Origin of the sequence: Ancylobacter aquaticus (genome assembly GCF_004339465.1) — a bacterium.
In the GTDB taxonomy this organism is placed as follows: Bacteria; Pseudomonadota; Alphaproteobacteria; order Rhizobiales; family Xanthobacteraceae; genus Ancylobacter; species Ancylobacter aquaticus.
The window spans coordinates 537,392-557,736 of record NZ_SMFY01000001.1; the positions used below are offsets into that span (position 1 = coordinate 537,392).

17 protein-coding genes are annotated in these 20,345 nt (G+C 67.3%); 11 read left to right on the forward strand and 6 right to left on the reverse strand.

Annotated features, from left to right (window positions below):
- Window positions 1-73: 73 nt before the first annotated feature.
- From EV667_RS02505 to EV667_RS02515, 3 genes are all read left to right on the forward strand, one after another.
- Window positions 74-4,213, forward strand: coding sequence for an autotransporter outer membrane beta-barrel domain-containing protein (locus EV667_RS02505; protein ID WP_131833750.1), 4,140 nt, complete (start codon window positions 74-76; stop codon window positions 4,211-4,213).
- A gap of 47 nt (window positions 4,214-4,260) precedes the next feature.
- Complete coding sequence (locus EV667_RS02510; protein ID WP_207907662.1) at window positions 4,261-4,797, forward strand: invasion associated locus B family protein; 537 nt, start codon at window positions 4,261-4,263, stop codon at window positions 4,795-4,797.
- 635 nt (window positions 4,798-5,432) lie between these two features.
- A complete protein-coding gene (locus tag EV667_RS02515; RefSeq protein WP_425359013.1) occupies window positions 5,433-6,791 on the forward strand; it encodes an AmpG family muropeptide MFS transporter in 1,359 nt (452 codons plus the stop codon).
- 75 nt (window positions 6,792-6,866) lie between these two features.
- On the opposite strand, the gene recR is transcribed toward EV667_RS02515, so the two are convergent.
- Complete coding sequence (gene recR, locus EV667_RS02520; RefSeq protein WP_131833753.1) at window positions 6,867-7,472, reverse strand: recombination mediator RecR; 606 nt, start codon at window positions 7,470-7,472, stop codon at window positions 6,867-6,869.
- Window positions 7,473-7,663: 191 nt separating this feature from the next.
- Between recR and EV667_RS02525 the strand changes: the two genes are divergently transcribed.
- Window positions 7,664-9,145: a sodium:proton antiporter gene (locus EV667_RS02525; protein WP_131833754.1), complete on the forward strand. Its 1,482-nt coding sequence runs from the start codon at window positions 7,664-7,666 to the stop codon at window positions 9,143-9,145.
- A 6-nt stretch (window positions 9,146-9,151) separates the two neighbouring features.
- Here the strand turns inward: EV667_RS02525 and EV667_RS02530 are convergent, their stop codons facing one another.
- From EV667_RS02530 to EV667_RS02540, 3 genes are all read right to left on the reverse strand, one after another.
- On the reverse strand, window positions 9,152-9,685 hold the full coding sequence (locus tag EV667_RS02530; protein ID WP_131833755.1) for a DUF3016 domain-containing protein: 534 nt from the start codon (window positions 9,683-9,685) through the stop codon (window positions 9,152-9,154).
- 41 nt (window positions 9,686-9,726) lie between these two features.
- On the reverse strand, window positions 9,727-11,331 hold the full coding sequence (locus EV667_RS02535; protein WP_131833756.1) for a phosphoenolpyruvate carboxykinase (ATP): 1,605 nt from the start codon (window positions 11,329-11,331) through the stop codon (window positions 9,727-9,729).
- A 119-nt stretch (window positions 11,332-11,450) separates the two neighbouring features.
- Window positions 11,451-12,200 (reverse strand): HugZ family pyridoxamine 5'-phosphate oxidase, encoded by a 750-nt coding sequence (locus tag EV667_RS02540; protein ID WP_131833757.1) that lies wholly within the window; start codon window positions 12,198-12,200, stop codon window positions 11,451-11,453.
- A gap of 188 nt (window positions 12,201-12,388) precedes the next feature.
- Between EV667_RS02540 and EV667_RS02545 the strand changes: the two genes are divergently transcribed.
- From EV667_RS02545 to ahcY, 6 genes are all read left to right on the forward strand, one after another.
- Window positions 12,389-13,087: a response regulator transcription factor gene (locus tag EV667_RS02545; protein WP_131833758.1), complete on the forward strand. Its 699-nt coding sequence runs from the start codon at window positions 12,389-12,391 to the stop codon at window positions 13,085-13,087.
- A gap of 7 nt (window positions 13,088-13,094) precedes the next feature.
- On the forward strand, window positions 13,095-15,032 hold the full coding sequence (locus tag EV667_RS02550) for a sensor histidine kinase (protein ID WP_245515942.1): 1,938 nt from the start codon (window positions 13,095-13,097) through the stop codon (window positions 15,030-15,032).
- 13 nt (window positions 15,033-15,045) lie between these two features.
- Window positions 15,046-15,525, forward strand: a complete 480-nt coding sequence (locus tag EV667_RS02555) for an HPr kinase/phosphorylase (RefSeq protein WP_131833759.1) — start codon at window positions 15,046-15,048, stop codon at window positions 15,523-15,525.
- A 181-nt stretch (window positions 15,526-15,706) separates the two neighbouring features.
- Window positions 15,707-16,108 (forward strand): PTS sugar transporter subunit IIA, encoded by a 402-nt coding sequence (locus EV667_RS02560; RefSeq protein WP_131833760.1) that lies wholly within the window; start codon window positions 15,707-15,709, stop codon window positions 16,106-16,108.
- Complete coding sequence (locus EV667_RS02565) at window positions 16,105-16,392, forward strand: HPr family phosphocarrier protein (protein ID WP_131833761.1); 288 nt, start codon at window positions 16,105-16,107, stop codon at window positions 16,390-16,392. The genes EV667_RS02560 and EV667_RS02565 overlap by 4 nt, the downstream gene beginning before the upstream one ends.
- Before the next feature lie 140 nt (window positions 16,393-16,532).
- The gene (gene ahcY / locus EV667_RS02570; protein ID WP_131833762.1) at window positions 16,533-17,945 is read left to right on the forward strand and encodes an adenosylhomocysteinase; all 1,413 of its coding nucleotides are present in this window, start codon (window positions 16,533-16,535) and stop codon (window positions 17,943-17,945) included.
- Between the two features lie 51 nt (window positions 17,946-17,996).
- Here the strand turns inward: ahcY and EV667_RS02575 are convergent, their stop codons facing one another.
- Both EV667_RS02575 and EV667_RS02580 read right to left on the reverse strand, forming a co-directional pair.
- Window positions 17,997-19,316, reverse strand: a complete 1,320-nt coding sequence (locus EV667_RS02575; protein WP_131833763.1) for a hypothetical protein — start codon at window positions 19,314-19,316, stop codon at window positions 17,997-17,999.
- A gap of 70 nt (window positions 19,317-19,386) precedes the next feature.
- Complete coding sequence (locus EV667_RS02580; RefSeq protein ID WP_131834978.1) at window positions 19,387-19,872, reverse strand: GNAT family N-acetyltransferase; 486 nt, start codon at window positions 19,870-19,872, stop codon at window positions 19,387-19,389.
- A gap of 159 nt (window positions 19,873-20,031) precedes the next feature.
- Here EV667_RS02580 and EV667_RS02585 point away from each other — a divergent pair, with 159 nt between their 5' ends.
- The gene (locus tag EV667_RS02585; RefSeq protein WP_131833764.1) at window positions 20,032-20,343 is read left to right on the forward strand and encodes a hypothetical protein; all 312 of its coding nucleotides are present in this window, start codon (window positions 20,032-20,034) and stop codon (window positions 20,341-20,343) included.
- Window positions 20,344-20,345: the final 2 nt, after the last annotated feature.

The window sequence follows — 20,345 nt, forward strand, 5'->3', positions numbered from 1 at the left end:
GGGGGTGCCCGTCAGAGGCGCGTCTCCCGGCCCGGCTCCGGCGCGCGGTTACCGACCATGTGGGAATGTGCAGATGAAGCGTTTCGAGACTGTCGATAGCCGTGCAGCTTTCTGCGTCGCGACCCTTGCCGGCAAGGGCCCCGGCGGGGCGCGGCGGCGCGCGTTCCGGCGCGGGCTGCTGCTGTCATCGGCGTTGATCTCGGCGCTGAGCCTCGCCGCTCCCGCGAGCCATGCCGAGCCGCTCCCTGCCAACCCCTACTGGAACGGCGCGGTCGACCAGCCGGGCGGCGCTGAAGTCGTCGGCGGGGCGGGCACGTGGAATGCCGCCAACACCAACTGGACCGACGCCGCCGGGGCCACCGCCGGGACGTGGGACGGCGCGCTGGCGATCTTCGCGGGCACGGGCGGCGCGGTGAGCGTGGCCGGCGCGCCGGGCGTGATTTCCGTCACCGGCATGCAGTTCGACGTCGACGGCTACGCGCTTTCCGGCGACAGCATCACGCTGGCTGCGATTTCGGGCCAGACGGGTATTTCCGTCGCCACCGACGCCAGCGCCACCATCGGCTCGGCACTTATCGGCACCACCGGCCTTGAGAAGATCGGCGACGGCACGCTGGTCCTGTCGGGCAACAACACGTATTCCGGCGGCACCACGGCCAGCGCCGGCACGCTGGAGTTCACCGGCAACAACACGCTGGGCGGAGACATGGTGGCGTCCAACGGGTCGCTCATCTTCTCCGGCGGCACCTCCACAGCCCAAGCCCCCATTATCGGAAGCGATGCCGGCACGTCGGGCTCCCTGACGGTGACCGGGGAGAGCACGAGCCTCGCTCTCAGCTCTGAGCAAGGGGTGTTGGTCGGCAATTACGGCACCGGCACCATGACCATTTCCGATGGCGCGACCGTGACGGCGATCCGGGTCTCACTTGGAAGCGAAGTCGGCGGGGACGGCACCGCCACGGTGACGGGAGCGGGATCGAACCTGACCCTCCAGGAAGGTCTCGTCGTGGGCAGTGATGGCGCCGGCACGCTGACCATTTCCGACGGCGGCGCGGCGAGCGCCGTCTTCGTCGCGGTCGGCTCTGGAGACGGCTCGTCGGGCTCGCTCACGGTGACGGGGGAGGACTCGACCGTCACCAGCTCGGGCGGGGTGACCGTCGGCGGATCCGGCGTGGGCGCGATGACCATTTCCCATGGCGGCTCGGTGACCGGCACGTACGGCGTGATCGGGCAGTATGCGACGGTTATGTCCACGGCAACGGTGACCGGCGCCGGCTCCAGCTGGACCAATAGCGGCTCTCTGACGATCGGCGCGAATACCGGTGCCAAGGGAACGCTCACTGTCGCCGCCGGCGGCAAGGTGTCGAGCACATCGGCCGCTCTCGGTAGCTACCGGGGATCCCAGGGCATCGTGACGGTCACGGGTGCCGGGTCCACGCTGGACCTGGCGGGCGGCTCCTTCACTGTCGGGGTCGCGGGCGAGGGCATCGTCACGGTCGCCGCCGGGGGCACGGTGCTGAGCGGCTATGTCACAATGGCCCTTTCCGAGTACGGCACGGGCGCCATCACGGTGACGGGCGCCGGCTCGCTGTGGGATGCTGGCACCAACTCGGTCTCCATGGGCTCTTACGGCACCAATGCGAGCATCACCGTCGAGGACGGCGGCACCATGGCGGCGAGCTCTTTCTACCAGGACTACTCGCCGGGGACCCGGTCAATCACCCTCGACGGCGGCACGCTGCGGGCTACGGCCACCCAGTCGTACTTCCTCTCCGGCTTCGATGCGGGCGATGTCACGCTCGCGGCGGGCGGCGGCACGATCGATTCCAACGGGTTCGACATCGGCGCCGACAGCGTGCTCGGCGGCGAAGGGGCGCTGACCAAGACCGGCACCGGCACGCTAACGCTGACCGGCGCCAACACCTATACCGGTGGCACCGTCATTTCCGGCGGCACGCTGCAGATCGGCAATGGCCGCGCGGCGGGGTCGATCCTTGGCGATGTGACCAATAACAGCGTGCTGGCGTTCAACCGCAGCGACGCATTCACCATGGCGGGGGCGATCTCCGGCACCGGCGCGGTGGTGCAGGCGGGCAGCGGCACGCTGTACCTGACCGGCGCCAACACCTATTCCGGCGGCACCACCATCACCACCGGCACGCTGCGCGTCGACACCGCAAACGCACTCGGCAGCGGCGGGCTGACGGTCGGCGAGGCCGGCACGTTCCGCGCCAGCGGCACGTTTGACTTTGGCGGCGCGGTGGTACTGGACGGCACCGCCTCCACGGCGGGCACGTTCGAGGTGGACGCATCGCAGGCGCTGACCCTCTCCGGCGTGATCTCGGGGGAGAGCGGCCTGACCAAGACCGGCGACGGCCTGCTGATCCTGACCGCGACCAACACCTTCACCGGCGTGACGACCATCTCGGACGGCACGCTGCAAATCGGCGATGGCGGCACCACCGGCTCGCTGGCCGGCGAGGTGGTCAACAATGCGAGCCTGGTGTTCGACCGTTCCGGCACCTACGCCTTCACCGACGCTGTCACCGGCAATGGCACGGTGAGCTTCACCGGCGGCGGCACGGTGCTGTTCTCCGCCTCCTATGGCGGGACCATTTCGGTGGACGATGCCAATGTACAGCTGGCGTCCGGGTCGACCAACAGTTCGGCCTTCACCCTCAACGAGGGCGGCGTGCTCGGCGGCACGGCGACCATCGGTGCCCTCACGGTGAACAGCGGCGGCACGGTGGCGCCGGGCACTTCGCCCGGCACGCTCACCGTGAATGGCCCCGTCGCCTTCAATGCCGGCTCGACCTACGAGGTGGACATCACGGCGGACGGCGCGCACGACCTGATCACCGCCACCGGGGCGGTGACTTTGTCCCCGGATGCGGGCGTCGAGGTGGTGGCGACGCCGGGGAACTATTCCTCGATGGGCACGATCACCATCCTTTCCACGTCCAGCACGCTGACCGGCACCTTCGGCCCCGCGACGTCGGACTTCGCCTTCCTGACGCCGGAACTGACCTATGACGCGCAGAACGTGTTCCTGACCCTGGTCAGCAACGGCAAGAACTTCGTCGACTATGCCCGCACGCCGAACCAGGCGGGCGTGGCCGTGGCGGCGCAGGCGCTGGGCGGCGGCAACACGCTCTATGAGGCGATCTTCTCGCTGCCGGAAGGCGCCGTGGCGCCGGCCTTCAACCAGCTCACGGGCGAGGTCTACACCTCGGCCCGGACGGTGATCCAGCAGCAGTCGATCTATCTGCGCGACGCGGTCGGCAGCCGGCTGCGCCAGTCGCTTACCGCCCCGTCCGCCGGCGCCCTGTCCTATGCGGCGAAAGCGGCCGGCCCGGCCTCGGCACAGCTGGGCCAGGGCTTCACCCCGACGCTCTGGGCGCAAGGCTTCGGCGGCTGGGGCGAGACCTCGGGCAATGCCAACGCCGCCTCGGTCAGCAACACGGTCGGCGGCGTCTTCGGCGGCGTCGACGTGGCGGTGCTCGACAATGTGAGGGTCGGCCTCATCGGCGGCTACAGCCGGACCTCGTTCGATGTCGACGCCCGCTCGTCCTCGGGCTCGATGGATAATTACGATATCGGCCTCTATGCCGGTGCTCAGTTCGACGCTGTCGCGTTGCGCGGCGGCGCCTCCTACACCTGGCACGACATATCGGCGTCGCGCTCGGTGTTCTTCCCCGGCTATTACGGCGCCAACGACGCGGACTACACGGTGGGCACCACCCAGCTGTTCGGCGAGATCGGCTACGACATGTCGGTCGGGGCCTATGCCTTCGAGCCCTTCGTCGGCCTCGCCTATGTCAACATATCCGGCGACAGATTCACCGAAAGCGGGACGATCGCCTCGGCACTTTCGGTCGACGCGCCTTCGCAGGGCACGTTCTACTCCACCCTGGGCATTCGTGCGGCCACCAGCTTCACGGTGGCGGGCCGCACCCTCACCACGAGCGCGACGCTGGGCTGGCAGCATGCCTTTGGCGACACGGATGCGTCGGCCACCATGCTGTTCGCCAATGGCGGCACCACCCCGTTCGGCGTGCAGGGCGTGCCGATCGCGGAAGACGTGGCGCTGGTCGGCGTCGGGCTGGGCTACCAATTGTCCGAGAGCGCGGAACTGCAGTTCAACTATGCCGGCCAGCTGGCCGGCGAGGCCAACCAGAACACCTTCAGCGCGCAGTTCTCCCTCTCTTTCTGAGCGAACGGCGCGTGCTCTGCGCAAGCGACCGCACCTGACCGAGTGATATGATGACGCATCGTTTCCTCATGCTGGCGGCTTTGCTGGGAGGCCTCGGCCTCGCCGGCGCTGCCTCGGCGCAGCAACCGGCCGCGGCGCCCCCGGCGGCCGCGCGGCCCGGCCTCACGACCGCCACCTATGAGGACTGGGTGGTGCGGTGCGTCGCGAGCGATAAAGGGCGGACCTGCGAGGTGGTCCAGAACATCCAGGCGCAGGGGCAGGGACTGATCGCCAGCGTTGCGGTCGGCCGGGCCGATGCCAAGGCACCGCTAAGGCTGGTCGTGCAGCTGCCCGCCGGGGTCTGGCTGCCGGCCGGGGTGAAGGTCCAGGTGAGCGCGAAGGCCAAGCCGCTGGCGCTCGTCTTCACGCGCTGCCCGCAGGGCTGCTTCGCCGAGACCGAGCTGGACGCAGCCTCGGTGCAGGCCCTGAAGGCCGCCAGCGAGGCCGGCAGCTTCTCCTTCGAGGACGGCGCCCGCCGCCCGGTGACGCTGCCGCTCTCCTTCAAGGGTTTTGCCGCCGCCCTCGACGCGAGCCTGAAGCCGTAGGGGCAAGCCTCCGTGGAGAGGCAAGCCTCCGGCCTCACGCCCCCCCCTTCACGCACCCCCTTCACGCGGACGGACCCGCCTGAGAGGGACGCCCGTCGCTCCGGCAGGCGACAAGGTCTGCCTTGACGAACCAGGCCCCGGCCCCTCCCGCCGGGGCTCCACCGCGCCCCGGCGCCGCCGCGCTCCCACAACCTCGCCCGGCTCGGCGTCCGATGGACGTCCACGTCGCTACCGCCGAAATGGCAATTCGGCGGGTGGCGGGCGAGTTTGCGGGCCCGGGCCACGCCTGTTCCCTCGTATTCGCCAATAACCGACCGGCGGCTCGACCCGCAGCGCTGGCCGGACCTCACCAGCGCCGCCTCGAAGACCCGCGGCCAAGCCGCGACGAGAGCGGCGTCGCCAACCGTTATGTCAGATAGCGGGGTACGCGATGGCGGGGCGCGCCGCTGCTCTTGCGCGACACGGCGCCCGATGTCGCCGCCGCTCCCGCTCTCGGCCGTCGGGGCGAGGCGGCCCGCGTCTCCTTGCGAAAGGGCGGCGTGATGGTGTTGGCGATTCAATCGGGGGCGAAAGCGCTTTAGAGATAGGCGGGACGCCCCCCGAATCGCGCGCCAGCGAGCACCCCGCCGAGACCGCTGACCATGACCGACACCGCCCGCAACGCTGCTGCCGCCCGCGACGAGGACGGCCTTCTCGCCAGCCTCGCTGTGTATCTCCACCGGCGCGTGCTCATCGTCGTGCTGCTGGGCTTCTCCTCCGGCCTGCCGCTGGCGCTCTCGGGCGCCACGCTGACCATCTGGATGGCCGAGGCGCAGGTGAACCTCACCACCATCGGTCTCTTCGCGCTGGTCGGCGTGCCCTATAATTTCAAGTTCATCTGGGCTCCGCTGGTGGACGCGCTCGACGTGCCGCTGCTGGGGCGCTGGCTGGGGCGGCGGCGCGGCTGGCTCGTGTTCACCCAGCTTCTGCTCATCCTCGCCGTCGCCTGGCTCGGCTTCCAGGACCCGGTGCTCTCGCCCTGGCATGTCGCCTTCGGCGCCCTGCTGGTCGCCACCGCCTCGGCGACGCAGGACATCGTGGTCGATGCCTTCCGCGTCGAGAGCCTGGAGGTGCGCGAACAGGCCGCCGGCATGGCCGGCTATGTCGCCGCCTACCGGGTCGGCATGCTGGCCTCGGGTGCGGGCGTGGTGCTGCTGGTGGCATGGTTCGAGGTGCTGGGCGCGCCGCGCGCCGAGGTGTGGGCGTGGGGCTATCTCGCGGCCGCCGCCATGGTCGGGGTCGGCCTGTTCGCCGCCCTGATGGCCAAGGAACCGCCTGCGCCCGCCGATGCGCCCCCGCGCGAGGGCAAGGTGGCCAAGCGGGTGATGCAGACCGCGGTCGGCGCCTTCAGCGAGTTCCTGACCCGCAACAGCGCCGTCGCCATCCTTCTTTTCGTGGTGCTGTTCAAGTTCTGCGACGCCTTCGCCGGCGCGCTGTCCGGCGCCTTCGTCATCGGCATCGGCTTCGACAAGGCGACCTATGCCGGCGTGGTCAAGGGTGTCGGCTTCGCGGCGGCGCTGGCCGGAGGCTTCGCCGGAGGGGTGATCGCCCGCGCCATGCCGCTCTCCACCGCGCTCTGGGTGGGGGGCATCCTGCAGATGCTGTCCAATCTCGCTTTCTCCTGGCAGGCCTGGATGGGCGTGAACGTGCCGGCGCTGATGATAACCATCGTGGTCGAGAACTTCGCCGGCGCCATCGGCACCGTGATCTTCGTCGCCTATATCTCGGCGCTCTGCGGCAACCGCGCCCACACCGCCACCCAATACGCGCTGCTGACCGCGCTGGCGGCGGTGGGGCGGACCTTCCTCGCCTCCTCGGCCGGCTTCATTGCGGTGGAGACGGGGTGGATCGTGTTCTTCGCCATCACCTCGGTCGCCGCCCTGCCGGGGCTGGCGCTGCTGGCCTATCTGCAGGCGCGCGGTCATTTCCGCGAGCTGGCAGCCGGCGGACGCTGAGGCGGCAGCGCTGCAGTCTGGATTCTGCAGTCAGATGCAGCAGTGTCCGCAGTTCCCCCGCAGCCGGCTGCAGCCTCAGAAGCTGGTGCGGGCGCGGATCGCCGCCGAGAGCGTGCCTTCGTCGAGATAGTCGAGTTCGCCGCCCACCGGCACGCCATGGGCGAGGCGCGTGACCTTCACATTTGCTTCCCGCAGAAGCTCGGTGATGTAGTGGGCGGTGGTCTGCCCATCCACCGTGGCGCCAAGCGCCAGAAGGACTTCCGTCACCGTGTCGCCCTGCACCCGCGCGATCAGCGAGGCGAGGTTGAGCTCCTCCGGCCCGATCCCGTCGAGCGGCGACAGCGTACCGCCGAGCACGTGGTAGCGCGCGTTGAGCGCGCCCGCCCGCTCCAGCGCCCACAGGTCCGACACATCGGCGACCACCACCAGCAGGGCGGGATCGCGCGTGTCGTCGATGCAGATCGAGCAGGGATCGCGCACGTCCATATTGCCACAAACCCGGCACGTGCAGATCTTGCCCAGCACGTCTTCAAAGGCGCTGGAAAGCGGGCTCATCAGTTGCTCACGCTTCTTGATGAGGTGCAGAGCCGCCCGTCGGGCCGAGCGGGGGCCGAGGCCGGGCACGCGGGCCAGCAACTGGATCAGGCGTTCGATTTCGGGGCCGGCGACGGCGCGGGGCATGGCATCCTCAGGGTCGGCCGGTTGGCCACCGGGCTGCTTCGTCTAGCGCACCGGCGCGCGGGCCGCAAAGGGCGCGCCTCTCGCCCCCGCGCCTCGACGATACCGGGCCGCCGCGCTGTGGTTTTGCTCGACACTCCGGCAGCGGGTTGCTAACCGGTTTCAGCGCGGGGAGCGCCGTACGGGGGAGACTGATGACGACGACGAGAGCCGCCGCGCGTGCCATCCTGGGCCTTTCTCTCCAGCGCCTGTTTTCCTTGCGCGGCCTGCCCTTGCTCGCCACGCTGGTGATCGGGGCCGCCCTGCCGGCCCATGCCGCCGAGGGCATGGGGATAGAGGGCGCGCGCCTGCCCCTCGTCTGGGGACTTCCCTTTGTCGGCATGCTGCTGTCGATCGCCATCATTCCGCTGTTGGCGGGGCATTTCTGGCATCACCATTATGGCAAGGTGGCGCTGTTCTGGGCGCTGGCCTTCCTGGTGCCGTTCATCCTCATCTATGGGGGAGGCCTCGCCACCTATGAGGTGGCCCATGCGGCGCTGCTGGAATACATCCCGTTCATCATCCTGCTGTTCGCGCTGTTCACCATTTCCGGGGGCATTCTGCTCACCGGCAATCTGCACGGTAGTCCGGGCGTGAACACGGCCCTGCTCGCCATCGGCACGGTTCTGGCGAGCCTGATCGGCACCACCGGGGCCTCCATGGTGCTGATCCGCCCGCTGCTGCGCGCCAATGACGCGCGACGCTTCAACGTCCACACCGTGGTGTTCTTCATCTTCCTGGTGTCGAACATTGGCGGCTCGCTGACGCCGCTGGGCGATCCGCCGCTGTTTCTCGGCTTCCTCAAGGGCGTCGACTTCTTCTGGACAACGCAGCATCTGTTCCATGATACCGCCTTCGTGGCGGTCATCCTGCTCGGCGCGTTCTATCTGCTCGATCGCTATTTCTATGCGCGCGAGGAGAAATTGCCGCCCAAGCCGGACCCGACGCCCGATACGGAGCGGCTCGGTCTGTGCGGGCTGCGCAACCTGCCGCTTCTCGCGGGAGTGATCGCTGCCATCCTGATGAGCGCGCTGTGGAAGCCGGGCATCGAGTTCAACATATTCGGCACCCATGTGCCGCTGCCCTCGATAGCCCGTGATCTCAGCCTGCTGGCGCTGGCGGGGATTTCCATCTGGATCACGCCGGCCTTTATCCGCGAGCGCAACGGCTTCGACTGGGAGCCGATCCGCGAGGTGGCCAAGCTGTTCGCGGCGATCTTCCTCACCATCATTCCTGTGATCGCCATCCTGCGAGCCGGTGCCGACGGCGCGCTCTCGCCGCTGGTGGCGCTGGTGACGGACGCCGCCGGCGAGCCGGTGAATGCCGGCTATTTCTGGATGACCGGCCTTCTTTCCGGCTTCCTCGACAACGCGCCGACCTATCTGGTTTTCTTCAATCTGGCGGGCGGCGACGCGCAGGAACTGATGACACGCTATGCGGTGACGCTGGAGGCGATCTCGGCCGGCGCGGTCTTCATGGGCGCGCTCACCTATATCGGCAACGCTCCCAATTTCATGGTGCTCGCCATCGCCAAGAGCCGCGGCGTCGCCATGCCGAGCTTCTTCGGTTACATGGTCTGGTCGGGGCTGTTCCTGCTGCCCTGCTTCGCGCTGCTGACCTGGCTCTATTTCATCTGAGCCGGTTCAGCTCGCCGGCGGCTTTGCCGACAGGGAGGCGAAGCGGCTGAGGAACCAGTCGTCCAGCATCGCCTTTTCGAAGCGCAGCGGCTCGGTGGAGCGCACTGCCACCGGGTCCATGAGGTAGTTCATCGCTCGCAGCGTGTCCTCGCCGCGTGCGATCACCTTGCCGCCCCGGCGCAACGTGTAGCGCAGCGTCATCGAGGGCCATGTGTTCTGCCGCATGACACGGAGCTCTCCCGTGCGCGAGCGTAACGGATTGATCGCGCCGGCGAGGTCGAGGTCGATCACCGCGATGTCCAGATCGGTACCCGTCGGCAATCGCTTGGCGGCGAGGCGCTGGATGAGACGCTGCAGCCCCTCCAACGTCAGGCGCTGGTCCACCGGCCCCCAAGCGAGATTGCCGTCGCGGTAATTTTGCGGCGCAGTGAAGGTGACGCGCGTCGCCGCCCGCGCATCGCCGGGCAATAGCGTCGCTGCCAGTGCGAGCGCCACGCCGGCGAGCCTGCCGAAGGAGAGGGGCGCAATTCCAAGGCTCATCTCTTCCTCCGCCAGTGGTGAAAGGCGGGCCGAGTGTGGCGCTATTCCGCCGCAAGAACCATCCCCGGCTGCGCGCTCTCTGGCTGCGCGCCTTGTGCCTCGCCCGAAGCCGCCTCAAAACGGGCGAGCTGGGCGGCAAACCACCTCGCCAGCCGGCGGGCGGCCGCGCCATGATCGCTATGGCTGGCGAAGGCCTGCGCCGGATCGAGCAGGCCGGGGTCGACGCCCTCCAGGGCGGCCGGCACCTCGAAACCGAAATGCGGATCGGTGCGCCATTCGCCCGAGGCCAGCTCGCCGGCCTGCGCCGCGTCGACGAGGCGACGGCTGGCGTCCGGCGGTACGCGCTGGCCTGTGCCGGCAGCCCCGCCGACCCAGCCGGTATTGACCAGCCAGCAACTGGGCGCGTGCTGTGCGAGGAGCCGGCGCAGCCGCGGCTCGTGACACTCCGCCAGCGCGGGGACGCCGTCCGTGGTGGAAAGGCAATGGCCAAGCGCCTGTGCCGGGTTCAGCCGGGCGATGGCGGGGAGCGCGCCGCTTGCGTCCTGCACCAGTAAGAACAGATGCGCCGGCGGGCCCATGGCAGGGTGAGGGGCGCCGTCCGAGGGGTCTGCGGGCAGGATGATCCGGGAAGCGGCAGTGCTTGCCGCTTCGGTCAGGTCGGGCGTGCGGCTGGCCGGATCGAGGGCGACATTTTCCAGCACGGCGGCAAAGCCCCGCGCCGCGCGGGCCGCCTCTGCGGAGTGGGCGAGGTCGGCGGGCCGGGCATAGGCGCCTGCCTCCAGCGCGATAAGCCCCTCCTCGCCCCAGCCGAGCGCGCCGTCGGCGATGCGCGCCGACACGCCATCGTCCGTCAGCCCATTCGCCAGCGCGCCCGCCAATGCACTTTTGCCCGTGCCGGCGCCGCCGAGGAACAGGGCGACATTGCCGGTCGGGCCGGTGGTGGCGGCCGCTTCGAGCGGCAGTACCTTCTGTTCCATGAGCGGGCCGACGAGCAGGTGCGCGAGCGCCGCGCGGATCACCTCGCTGCGGGCCGTGCCGGCGATGAGCGCCAACCCGTTGGCGGGGTCCAGCGCGAGTGCGCCGTCGGCCGCGACCCCATGGGTCTCGGGGGTGGGGCGGAAGCCCGGAGCGCACAACACGGTGAGGCGGGTCGCCATCTCTCCGCCCTCCGCCGCCGCGCAGGGACGGATGAGGTGGCGCATGGACAGCGCATGCCAGGCCTGTTCGGACAAAATTCGCAGGGCAAGGCCGCGACCCGGCCCGGTCTCGACGCTCAGATCCTGCCCGAATAGCGTGCGGCTGCCGACATAAGCCAGCATGTCGGCCTTGAGCGCCTCGAAATGCGTGCGCGTAAGAGGCGCGACGCTGTTTGGGGCGGGGGCCTCCTTGCCGGCCTGCGGGGCAGGCGTTGCCGGGGCCGCACCGCTTTCGCTCGCCGCGTCGTCGACGAGAGCGAGGCTGATCTCCCGGCCGCTCTGGGCGGTGGAGACGACCAAAGCGCCGGTGGTGGAAAGCCTCGCTTCGCCCCGCGCCACGGCACGCTCGCACAGGGCCGCCATGCCGAGGTTCCAGAACACCCGGCCGGTGCCGGCGGGATCAAGGCCCTCAAGGGTGGAATGGTCGCTCGGCGCGCCGGTTTGCTTCACGGTCGGCTCCTCCTACGCATGACAGGAGGCGGGACCATGGGAGTCCAAAGGGGCGTTTTGCGTGAGTTTCCGGGTCGATTATGTGGCCAAAACGGGAAAAGTCGACGCGTAAGACGGGTTCACACCGCCGCCGCCCGGGCGGCATTGGCACGTTCGACCAGCGCCGCGCGCATCTCCTGCGCAGTGGTGACGCGCTGGCCGAAGTCGAGCCGGCGCACCTGCACCCCGTCCATCAGGTCGCAGCCCTCGGGGTCGAGGCCGGCCAGCTTCCAGTGGCCGGGGCCGGTGCCGATGAGATGGAGCGCATAGAGCTGGACAGCATCAGCATGGTCAGCATTCATGTGCGCGACCGCGCCTTCCTCGGCGGCCAGCACCCCGGCGGCATCGTCGACGCGGGTGGAGAGTGCGGCGCCCTCGACGTCCTTGATCCGCCCAAAGCCCGCGACCAGATGGGCGCTCTCCATCTCCATGCGGTAGAACGCGAAATCGCTGAAGCCGACGAAGCCGGCCGCATCCGGGTGCCGGGCGAGAAAGCGGCGGCGCGCCGTGGCCAGCATGTCGGGAGCGCTGATGACCTCGATGCGGCCCTTCAGCCCGGCCCGGGCGCCCTGCAATTCGTCGCCCGGCCGATGCTCATCGACCAGCAGCGAGACGCGGGTGTCGCGCTGCAGGTTGGCGGTGTGGCGGGCGAGCCGGGAGAGCAGTAGCAGAGGGGCACCATCGGGCAGTGTAGCGAGCTGGACCAGCGAGGCGTAGGGGCCGCCATCGGCATCGAGGGTCGCCAGGGCGGCGGTCTGGCTTTCGCGGATCAGGCGCTTAACCGCTTGTGCGGGGTCAAAAGCGTCTGACGTGGAAGAGGACTCTGACATGTGGAAAGGCTGCTCCCTATATGGCCAAGAGGTGTGCGTCGCCGTGCCCGCCGTCAAGCGCTTCGCCGCAATTGGCGGGCGGGAGCGAAACGCGCTAATTTCCGCTGAATCAGTTTGCGTGTCACATTGTGGCCACGCCGGCGGGGTTCACCCCTTCGTGTACCGCCGCCGAACAGGAAAGTGCGCAGATGCCGACCATCGCTCTCGTCGACGACGATCGCAACATTCTTACCTCCGTTTCCATCGCCCTGGAGTCGGAGGGCTATCGCATCCAGACGTATACCGACGGCGCCACCGCCCTGGACGGCTTCAAGACCAATCCGCCCGACCTCGCCATCTTCGATATCAAGATGCCGCGCATGGACGGCATGGAGCTGCTGCGCCGGCTGCGCCAGAAGAGCGACATGCCGGTGATCTTCCTCACCTCCAAGGATGACGAGATCGACGAATTGTTCGGCCTGAAGATGGGCGCCGACGACTTCATCAAGAAGCCGTTCTCCCAGCGCCTGCTGGTCGAGCGGGTGAAGGCGGTGCTGCGCCGCTTCGCCCCCAAGGATGGCAGCCTGCCGCGCGAGACCGACAGCGCCAAGGTGCTGGAGCGCGGCCTGCTGCGCATGGACCCAGAGCGCCACACCTGCACCTGGAAGGGCGACAACGTCACCCTAACCGTCACCGAGTTTCTCATCCTGCAGGCGCTCGCCACCCGCCCCGGCGTGGTGAAGAGCCGCAATGCGCTGATGGACGCGGCGTATGACGACCAAGTTTATGTCGACGACCGTACCATCGACAGCCACATCAAGCGGCTTCGCAAGAAGTTCAAGGTGACGGACGACAATTTCGAGATGATCGAGACGCTGTACGGCGTCGGCTACCGCTTCAAGGAGTAGCGGGTCCTTGCTCGATCCGGAACTGACCCGGAATGGCGCCGGCCAGGCGGTCGTCGAGGACGGGGACCCGATGGACAGGTCCCGCTCGCCCGAACGGGCAGGGCTTCTCGGCGCCTTGCGCCGGGCGCGCAACTTCGTTGCGTTCAAGAGTTTTTCCAGCCTCACCCGCCGGATCGTGCTGCTCAACCTCGCGGGCATGTGCGTTCTGGTTTCGGGCATCCTCTACCTCTCCGAATTTCGAGCCGGCCTGATCGACGCGCGGGTGCAGAGCCTGATCGTGCAGGGCGAGATCATCGCCGGCGCCATCGCCGCCTCGGCGCAGGTCGAGACCAACGCCATCACCATCGACCCCGAGCGGCTGCTGGAGCTGAAGGCGGGCGAGAGTTACGGGCCTGGCGAAGAAGGCTTCGCCCCACTCGAATTCCCGATCAATCCCGAGCGCGTTGCCCCGGTGCTCAAGCGCCTCGTGGAGCCCACCGGCACGCGGGCCCGGATCTATGACCGGGACGGTGCGCTGCTGCTCGATTCGCGCTCGCTTTATGCGCGCGGCGAAATCCTGCGCTTCGAAATGGCAGCGCCGACCACGCCCAAGCCCAACTGGATGGAGCGCGGCTGGAACAGCATGAAGTTCTGGTTCGAGCGCGGCGACCTCCCGCTCTACAAGGAGCTGGGCCCCAATAACGGCAAGGGCTACCCGGCGGTGATAGAGGCGCTGCAGGGGCAGAAGGCCAGCGCCGTGCAGATCAACGACCGCGGGCAGGTCATCGTCTCGGTCGCCGTGCCGGTGCAGCGCTTCCGCGCCATTCTCGGTGTGCTGCTGCTCTCCACCCAGGGCGGCGAGATCGACGAGGCGGTGGCGGCCGAGCGGTTGGTCATCGTGCGCGTGTTTCTCGTGGCGATGGCGGTGATGGTGGTGCTTTCGCTTCTGCTCGCGGGCACCATTGCCGGGCCGGTGCGCAAACTGGCCGATGCCGCCGAACGGGTGCGCCGGCGGACCCGCTCGCGGGTCGAAATTCCCGATTTCACCAGCCGCTCGGACGAGATCGGACATCTCTCCGGGGCGCTGCGCGACATGACCGACGCGCTCTATTCGCGGATCGAGGCCATTGAGAGCTTTGCCGCCGACGTTTCGCACGAATTGAAGAACCCGCTCACCTCCCTGCGCTCCGCCGTGGAGACGCTGCCTCTTGCGAAGTCCGACGTCTCGCGCGGGCGGCTGCTGGAGGTGATCCAGCATGACGTGAAGCGCCTCGATCGCCTGATTACCGACATTTCCGACGCCTCGCGGCTCGATGCCGAACTGCAGCGGCAGGAATCCGAGCCGGTCGATCTTGTCCGGCTGCTCAACACCGTGGCTGGCGTGCACAATGACGTGCTGCGGGGCGACGGGGTGCGGGTGAGCCTCACCTTCGATCCGGCGCCGGGGCAGGGGCAAGGGGCGGTGACGGCCGCTACCTATGTCATCCCCGGCCATGATTCCCGCCTCGGCCAGGTGATCAACAACCTCATCGACAATGCCCGCTCCTTCTCTGCCAAGGACGGCGAGGTTCGCGTCGCCTGCCGGCGGAACCGCGACACCATTGAAATCATCGTCGACGATGACGGACCGGGCATTCCGCCGCACGCGGTGAGCCGCATCTTCGAGCGCTTCTACACCGACCGGCCCGAGGAGCAGGGTTTCGGCCAGAACTCCGGGCTCGGCCTGTCGATCTCGCGCCAGATCATCGAGGCCCATGGCGGACGCATCTGGGCGGAGAACCGTCCCGCAGAGGACCGCCCGCCACCGCCGGCCGCGAAGAAGCCGAGGGCCTCGCGCGCCAAGGCCAAGGTGGCCGCGCCGGCGGCTGTGACGACCGATGTGGTAAATGCGGAAGACGATATGCAGACGCCGCCGGCACCAAAATTCGCTGGCGCGCGCTTCGTCGTCCGCCTGCCGGCCAGTTGAGGCGCGGGAGGACATGGCGCAGGCGAAGGACAGCGCGGCGGCGGCTCTTCAGCCCACGGTGCACGCCTCTTGCGTCCGCATCGGCGACCGGGGGGTGCTGATCCGTGGTGCCTCGGGGGCGGGAAAGTCGCATCTGGCCTTCGCACTCATCCTGGCGGGGCGGGGCGGGCTGGCGCCGCCGGTCGAACTGGTGGCTGATGACCGAGTGTTTCTTTCGCGCCGGGGCGCCCGGCTGTTCGCCTCCGCGCCGCACTATCTCGCCGGGCTGATCGAGATACGCGGCCTCGGCCTGCGGCGCCTGGCCTTCACGGCGGAGGCGGCGGTCGATCTGGTGGTCGATCTCGGCGCTGACGACGCGGCCCGCCTGCCGGAGCCCTCGGCGCGGCGTGTCGCGATCGAGGGGCTAGAAATCGAGCGTCTGCCGGTGTTTGCTGGCGGCGATGGGGTGCAGCAGGTGCTGGCGCTGCTCCTCACCGAGTCCGCGCCGGACTAGGTTCTCCCGGTGCGGCAGCGGGTCGCTTGCGGCCTCGCGCGGATTTTCCCCAGCGGTACTTGCCATTCATGTGCAGCGCAACGATGATGTGCGCCCCGCAAAGGGGGCGGCGGGCACTCCCATCTCAATGCCTCCGGCAGTAGCATTGCAGTCGCGTCGAACCGACGTGCGGCGGAGCAAGATGATAGGTCTCGTACTCGTAACGCACGGACGCCTTGCCAGCGAATTCCGCGCCGCGCTCGAACATGTCATGGGACCGCAGTCCCACATCGAGACGATCACCATTGGCCCTGACGATGACATTGAGCGGCGCCGGCAGGATATCGTCGATGCGGTCGCGGCGGTGAACAGCGGCGGCGGCGTGGTGATCCTCACCGACATGTTCGGCGGCACCCCATCCAATCTCGCCATCTCGGTCATGAACTCGCCGGATATCGAGGTGGTCGCCGGCATCAACCTGCCGATGCTGGTCAAGCTCGCCACCGTGCGCGGCGAGGTGCCGATGGGCGAGGCGGTGGCGCAGGCCCAGGAGGCAGGGCGCAAATACATCAACATCGCCAGCCGCGTACTGGCCGGAAAATGAGCGCCACCACGGACGCTCTGCGGCGGGAACTGGCCATCGTCAACAAGCGCGGGCTGCATGCGCGTGCCTCAGCGAAATTCGTGCAGACGGTGGAGCGCTTCGACGCGGATGTGCGCGTCACCCGCGCCGGCGAGACCGTCGGCGGCTCGTCCATCATGGGTCTGATGATGCTGGCGGCGGCGCCCGGCACGACCATTCTGGTGGAGGCCAGCGGCCCGCAGGCGCAGGCGGCCATCGAGGCGCTGGAGGCGCTCGTGTCCGACCGCTTCGGCGAAGGGGAATGAGCCCGCCGCGCTCGCACTCTTCAATCTCACACGTCATATAAAGACATCTTTATATCGTTATTGTATTTGCGGAGCGCGGCTGCTATCACCCCAGCCAGCTCATCCGCACCGCTTTGCGTCAGGCAGCAGGGAAATCCATCATGGCCTTTGCCACCGACTACATCGTCAAGGACATCAACCTCGCCCCGTTCGGCCGCAAGGAACTCTCGATCGCCGAGACCGAAATGCCGGGCCTGATGGCCACCCGTGAGGAATACGGCCCCGCGCAGCCGCTCAAGGGCGCGCGCATCGCGGGCTCGCTGCACATGACCATCCAGACCGGCGTGCTGATCGAGACGCTGGTCGCGCTCGGCGCCGATGTGCGCTGGGTGTCGTGCAACATCTATTCGACGCAGGACCACGCGGCTGCCGCCATCGCCGCCGCCGGCGTGCCGGTGTTCGCCATCAAGGGCGAGACGCTGACCGAATACTGGGACTACACCGCCAAGCTGTTCGACTGGCATGGCGGCGGCTACCCCAACATGATCCTCGATGATGGCGGCGACGCCACCATGTATGTCCATCTCGGCCTGCGCGCCGAGAATGGCGACACCGCCTTCCTCGACGCGCCCGGCTCGGAAGAAGAGGAAGTGTTCTTCGCCCTGCTGAAGAAGCAGCTGAAGGAGAAGCCCAAGGGCTACTTCAAGGCGATCGCCGACAGCATCCAGGGCGTCTCGGAAGAGACGACCACGGGCGTGCATCGCCTGTACGACATGCAGAAGGCCGGCACGCTGCTGTGGCCTGCCATCAACGTCAATGACAGCGTCACCAAGTCGAAGTTCGACAACCTCTATGGCTGCCGTGAATCGCTGGTCGACGGCATCCGCCGCGGCACCGACGTCATGATGTCCGGCAAGGTCGCCATGGTTGCCGGCTTCGGCGATGTCGGCAAGGGCTCGGCGGCTTCGCTGCGCCAGGCCGGCTGCCGCGTGATGGTCTCCGAAGTCGACCCGATCTGCGCGCTGCAGGCGGCGATGGAGGGCTATCAGGTCGTGACCATGGAAGAGGCGGCACCGATTGCCGATATCTTCGTCACCGCCACCGGCAACAAGGACATCATCACCATCGAGCACATGCGCGCGATGAAGGACCGGGCGATCGTCTGCAACATCGGCCACTTCGACAACGAGATTCAGATCGCGTCGCTGAAGAACCTGAAGTGGGACAACATCAAGCCGCAGGTCGATGAGATCACCTTTGCCGACGGCAAGCGCATGATCCTGCTGTCTGAGGGACGTTTGGTGAACCTTGGCAACGCCATGGGTCACCCGTCCTTCGTGATGTCGGCCTCGTTCACCAACCAGACGCTGGCGCAGATCGAGCTTTACGCCAACAATAAGGACGGCAAGTACAAGAAGGAAGTGTACGTGCTGCCGAAGTCGCTGGACGAGAAGGTGGCCATGCTGCACCTCGCCAAGATCGGTGTGAACCTCACCAAGCTGCGCCCCGACCAGGCCGAGTATATCGGCGTGACGGTGGAAGGCCCCTTCAAGTCGGACCACTACCGCTACTGAGCGACCGGAGGCGAGCGTGAATGATGAAAGGGCGCCCGCCGGGCGCCCTTTTTATTTGGGCAGCAGCGGTTTCCCCAGCGGCGACAGGTAATCGAACTGGGTGCCGAGGCGCGTGACCACGGTTTCCCATACTTGCCGCAGCCGGTGGACGTGAAGGTCGTCCATCATCACCGTGAAGAGGTGGACGAGGTCGTCGTCGGACAATTCGATGGGCGCCTGTCCTTCAGGCAGGTGTCCCGCCGTTTTCTGTTCGGGCGGCATGACAATGTCGGCAATCCCGCGGCGGATGGCGGGCGACGAGCCGTGGTGCAGTGTGGCCCGCTCGAGGTCGAAGATCGTCCGAATGTTGCGAAGACGAAGATCGAGGAACGCTTCCGGCCCGACGATGGTGCATAATTGCGCCTGCGCCACCCAGTCGATCGACTCGTAGAAGCCGAAGGGCGTCTCGACGTGCAGCAGGATCGGGTTGAAAGTGGCGAGGTTTTGAACGTCGTAGATCACCAGCTCTTCGAGACGGAAGGCTGAGCCGGCGTCGATCCCGTCGATCAATTGGATCGGGACGATGGGCGATTTGGGCAGCAGGTCCTGCCTGTGCCCCTTCACGTAAAGCGGCAAGCGGGAGAGCACATAGCGCAGTCCGAATTCCGGGAAAAACCCGAAGGCGAAGCCGATTATGTACCAGGCAGATCCGAACTCTCGAAACATCGGCAGGTCGGGGGAAAAGCGCCATAGCGCCATGACGGTGGCAAGTGCGAACAGCATATGCACCGTCACCCGCAGAAAGGTCAGCGGACCCAACTCGAAATTGGTCACGGCGCGCAACAGATAGTGCAGCGAGAACAGGATGCCGCCGGCGAAAGTGAAGGCGAGTATCGTTAAGGCGTCAGCGAAGTCACATTCCGTCACAGTTCCGGGCATTGCCAAGGGTGCGGCCGGCGCCGCTTCAGCGGGTAATGCCGCAGGCGCCGCCTGTGGCTCCAGCGTGTTTTGAGTGGCCGGCAGAGGCGGGCACTTCTCCAGATTGGTCATGAACAGGAGTGGATGGAACAGCGCCCCCCTCGTGGCTGTCGTTCCGTCGAAGACGGTGTCCACTGGGGTCAGTATAATGCCGATTCCGATCGTGGATATCATCATATAGGGTATCGCGCTGAATATAAGTTGGCGCGCTTTTATCTTATTCTCAGCTTGATCGTATTTTGACTTAACTAATTCGAGCGAGGGATTTTTGGTTGGGAACTGAAATGCTTTTTCGAGTTCTATGATTATGCCGATGCGTTCAGCGCGTATATTGCCTCGAATGGCAATTACAATGAGCGGAAACGCAATGGCGATCAGGGCAGCGACTGCCCAAACATAATAGTGGCCGGTCATAGCAGCCCCCAAACTGAGAGCCACAACTATAAATTGTTTTATTTAAAAAACACAACCATATAAATTTCGCTCACAACTCTCTCTGCACGAAGACGAGATCGAGCCGCCGGCCGAACTTGGTGCCGATGCCGGGCATGCAGCCGGTTTCCCGAAAGCCGAGGCGGGCGTGCAGGGCGAGGGAGGCCTCGTTGCCGCCGGTGACGCCGCCGATCATCACCTTCTTGCCGAGCGCCCGGGCCGGGGCGAACAGGGCTTCCACCAGCGCTCGCCCCAGCCCGCGCCCGCGCGCCGCCTCCGCCACATAGACCGAATGCTCGACGCTGATGCGGAAGCCCTCGAAGGGGCGGAAGTCGCCGAAGCTGGCATAGCCCAGCACCTCGCCCGCCTCCGCAGCGACGATGACCGGGTAGCCGCGCCCCTGCCGGTCACGCAGCCAGGCGAGGCGGTTGGCGAGATCGGTCGGGGTGTCGTTCCAGATCGCTGTCGAGTTCAGCACGGCGTGATTGTAGATGGCGAGAATGCCGGCGAGATCGTCTTCCACCGCGTCGCGTAGCATCGGCATCCCCCGTTCTGGTCCCGGCCCGCGGCCCCTCCGATGGGAAGGGCTCCGGACGCCGTGTCATTGAAATTGCACATGCGGCGCTGGAATGCCGCGTGCCGGCTCCCCATATCGCATTTTCGCGGGGTGACCGCGTCAGGAGGAAAGACCTAAAGGATGAGCTCGACCGACCCGTTCGATCGTATGCGTTTCACTGTCCGAAAAGTGAGCTGGTGGCAGGTGGCGCTCGTCGTCGCCGTCGCGCTGGCGCTCGGCACCGCGCTGGCGCTGGTGGCGGCCAGCGTGTTCCTTGTTGTCTTTCCCATCATCGTGATCGCCGGTCTGGCTTATCGCCTGTTCGGCGGGCGCCGGCGCACCGGCCGCAGCGGGGGCCCCGATATTATCGAGGCCGAATACCGCGTCTTGTCGCCGGAAGAGGCGGCGCGCGCCGACCGGGACCGCTGGGATTCCGACCGCCGGGTGCGCTGAGA

What these genes read in the sequence shown, in the direction of transcription:
- EV667_RS02585 (WP_131833764.1), top strand. Translation starts at nt 20,032, where the DNA reads ATGAGCTCGACCGACCCGTTCGATCGTATGCGTTTCACTGTCCGAAAA.
- recR (WP_131833753.1), bottom strand. Translation starts at nt 7,472, where the DNA reads ATGCCCCGCGCCGTCGCCGGCCCCGAAATCGAACGCCTGATCCAGTTG.
- EV667_RS02555 (WP_131833759.1), top strand. Translation starts at nt 15,046, where the DNA reads ATGGCGCAGGCGAAGGACAGCGCGGCGGCGGCTCTTCAGCCCACGGTG.
- EV667_RS02525 (WP_131833754.1), top strand. Translation starts at nt 7,664, where the DNA reads ATGACGACGACGAGAGCCGCCGCGCGTGCCATCCTGGGCCTTTCTCTC.
- EV667_RS02540 (WP_131833757.1), bottom strand. Translation starts at nt 12,200, where the DNA reads ATGTCAGAGTCCTCTTCCACGTCAGACGCTTTTGACCCCGCACAAGCG.
- EV667_RS02565 (WP_131833761.1), top strand. Translation starts at nt 16,105, where the DNA reads ATGAGCGCCACCACGGACGCTCTGCGGCGGGAACTGGCCATCGTCAAC.
- EV667_RS02545 (WP_131833758.1), top strand. Translation starts at nt 12,389, where the DNA reads ATGCCGACCATCGCTCTCGTCGACGACGATCGCAACATTCTTACCTCC.
- EV667_RS02575 (WP_131833763.1), bottom strand. Translation starts at nt 19,316, where the DNA reads ATGACCGGCCACTATTATGTTTGGGCAGTCGCTGCCCTGATCGCCATT.
- EV667_RS02560 (WP_131833760.1), top strand. Translation starts at nt 15,707, where the DNA reads ATGATAGGTCTCGTACTCGTAACGCACGGACGCCTTGCCAGCGAATTC.
- EV667_RS02530 (WP_131833755.1), bottom strand. Translation starts at nt 9,685, where the DNA reads ATGAGCCTTGGAATTGCGCCCCTCTCCTTCGGCAGGCTCGCCGGCGTG.
- EV667_RS02510 (WP_207907662.1), top strand. Translation starts at nt 4,261, where the DNA reads ATGATGACGCATCGTTTCCTCATGCTGGCGGCTTTGCTGGGAGGCCTC.
- EV667_RS02505 (WP_131833750.1), top strand. Translation starts at nt 74, where the DNA reads ATGAAGCGTTTCGAGACTGTCGATAGCCGTGCAGCTTTCTGCGTCGCG.
- EV667_RS02580 (WP_131834978.1), bottom strand. Translation starts at nt 19,872, where the DNA reads ATGCTACGCGACGCGGTGGAAGACGATCTCGCCGGCATTCTCGCCATC.
- ahcY (WP_131833762.1), top strand. Translation starts at nt 16,533, where the DNA reads ATGGCCTTTGCCACCGACTACATCGTCAAGGACATCAACCTCGCCCCG.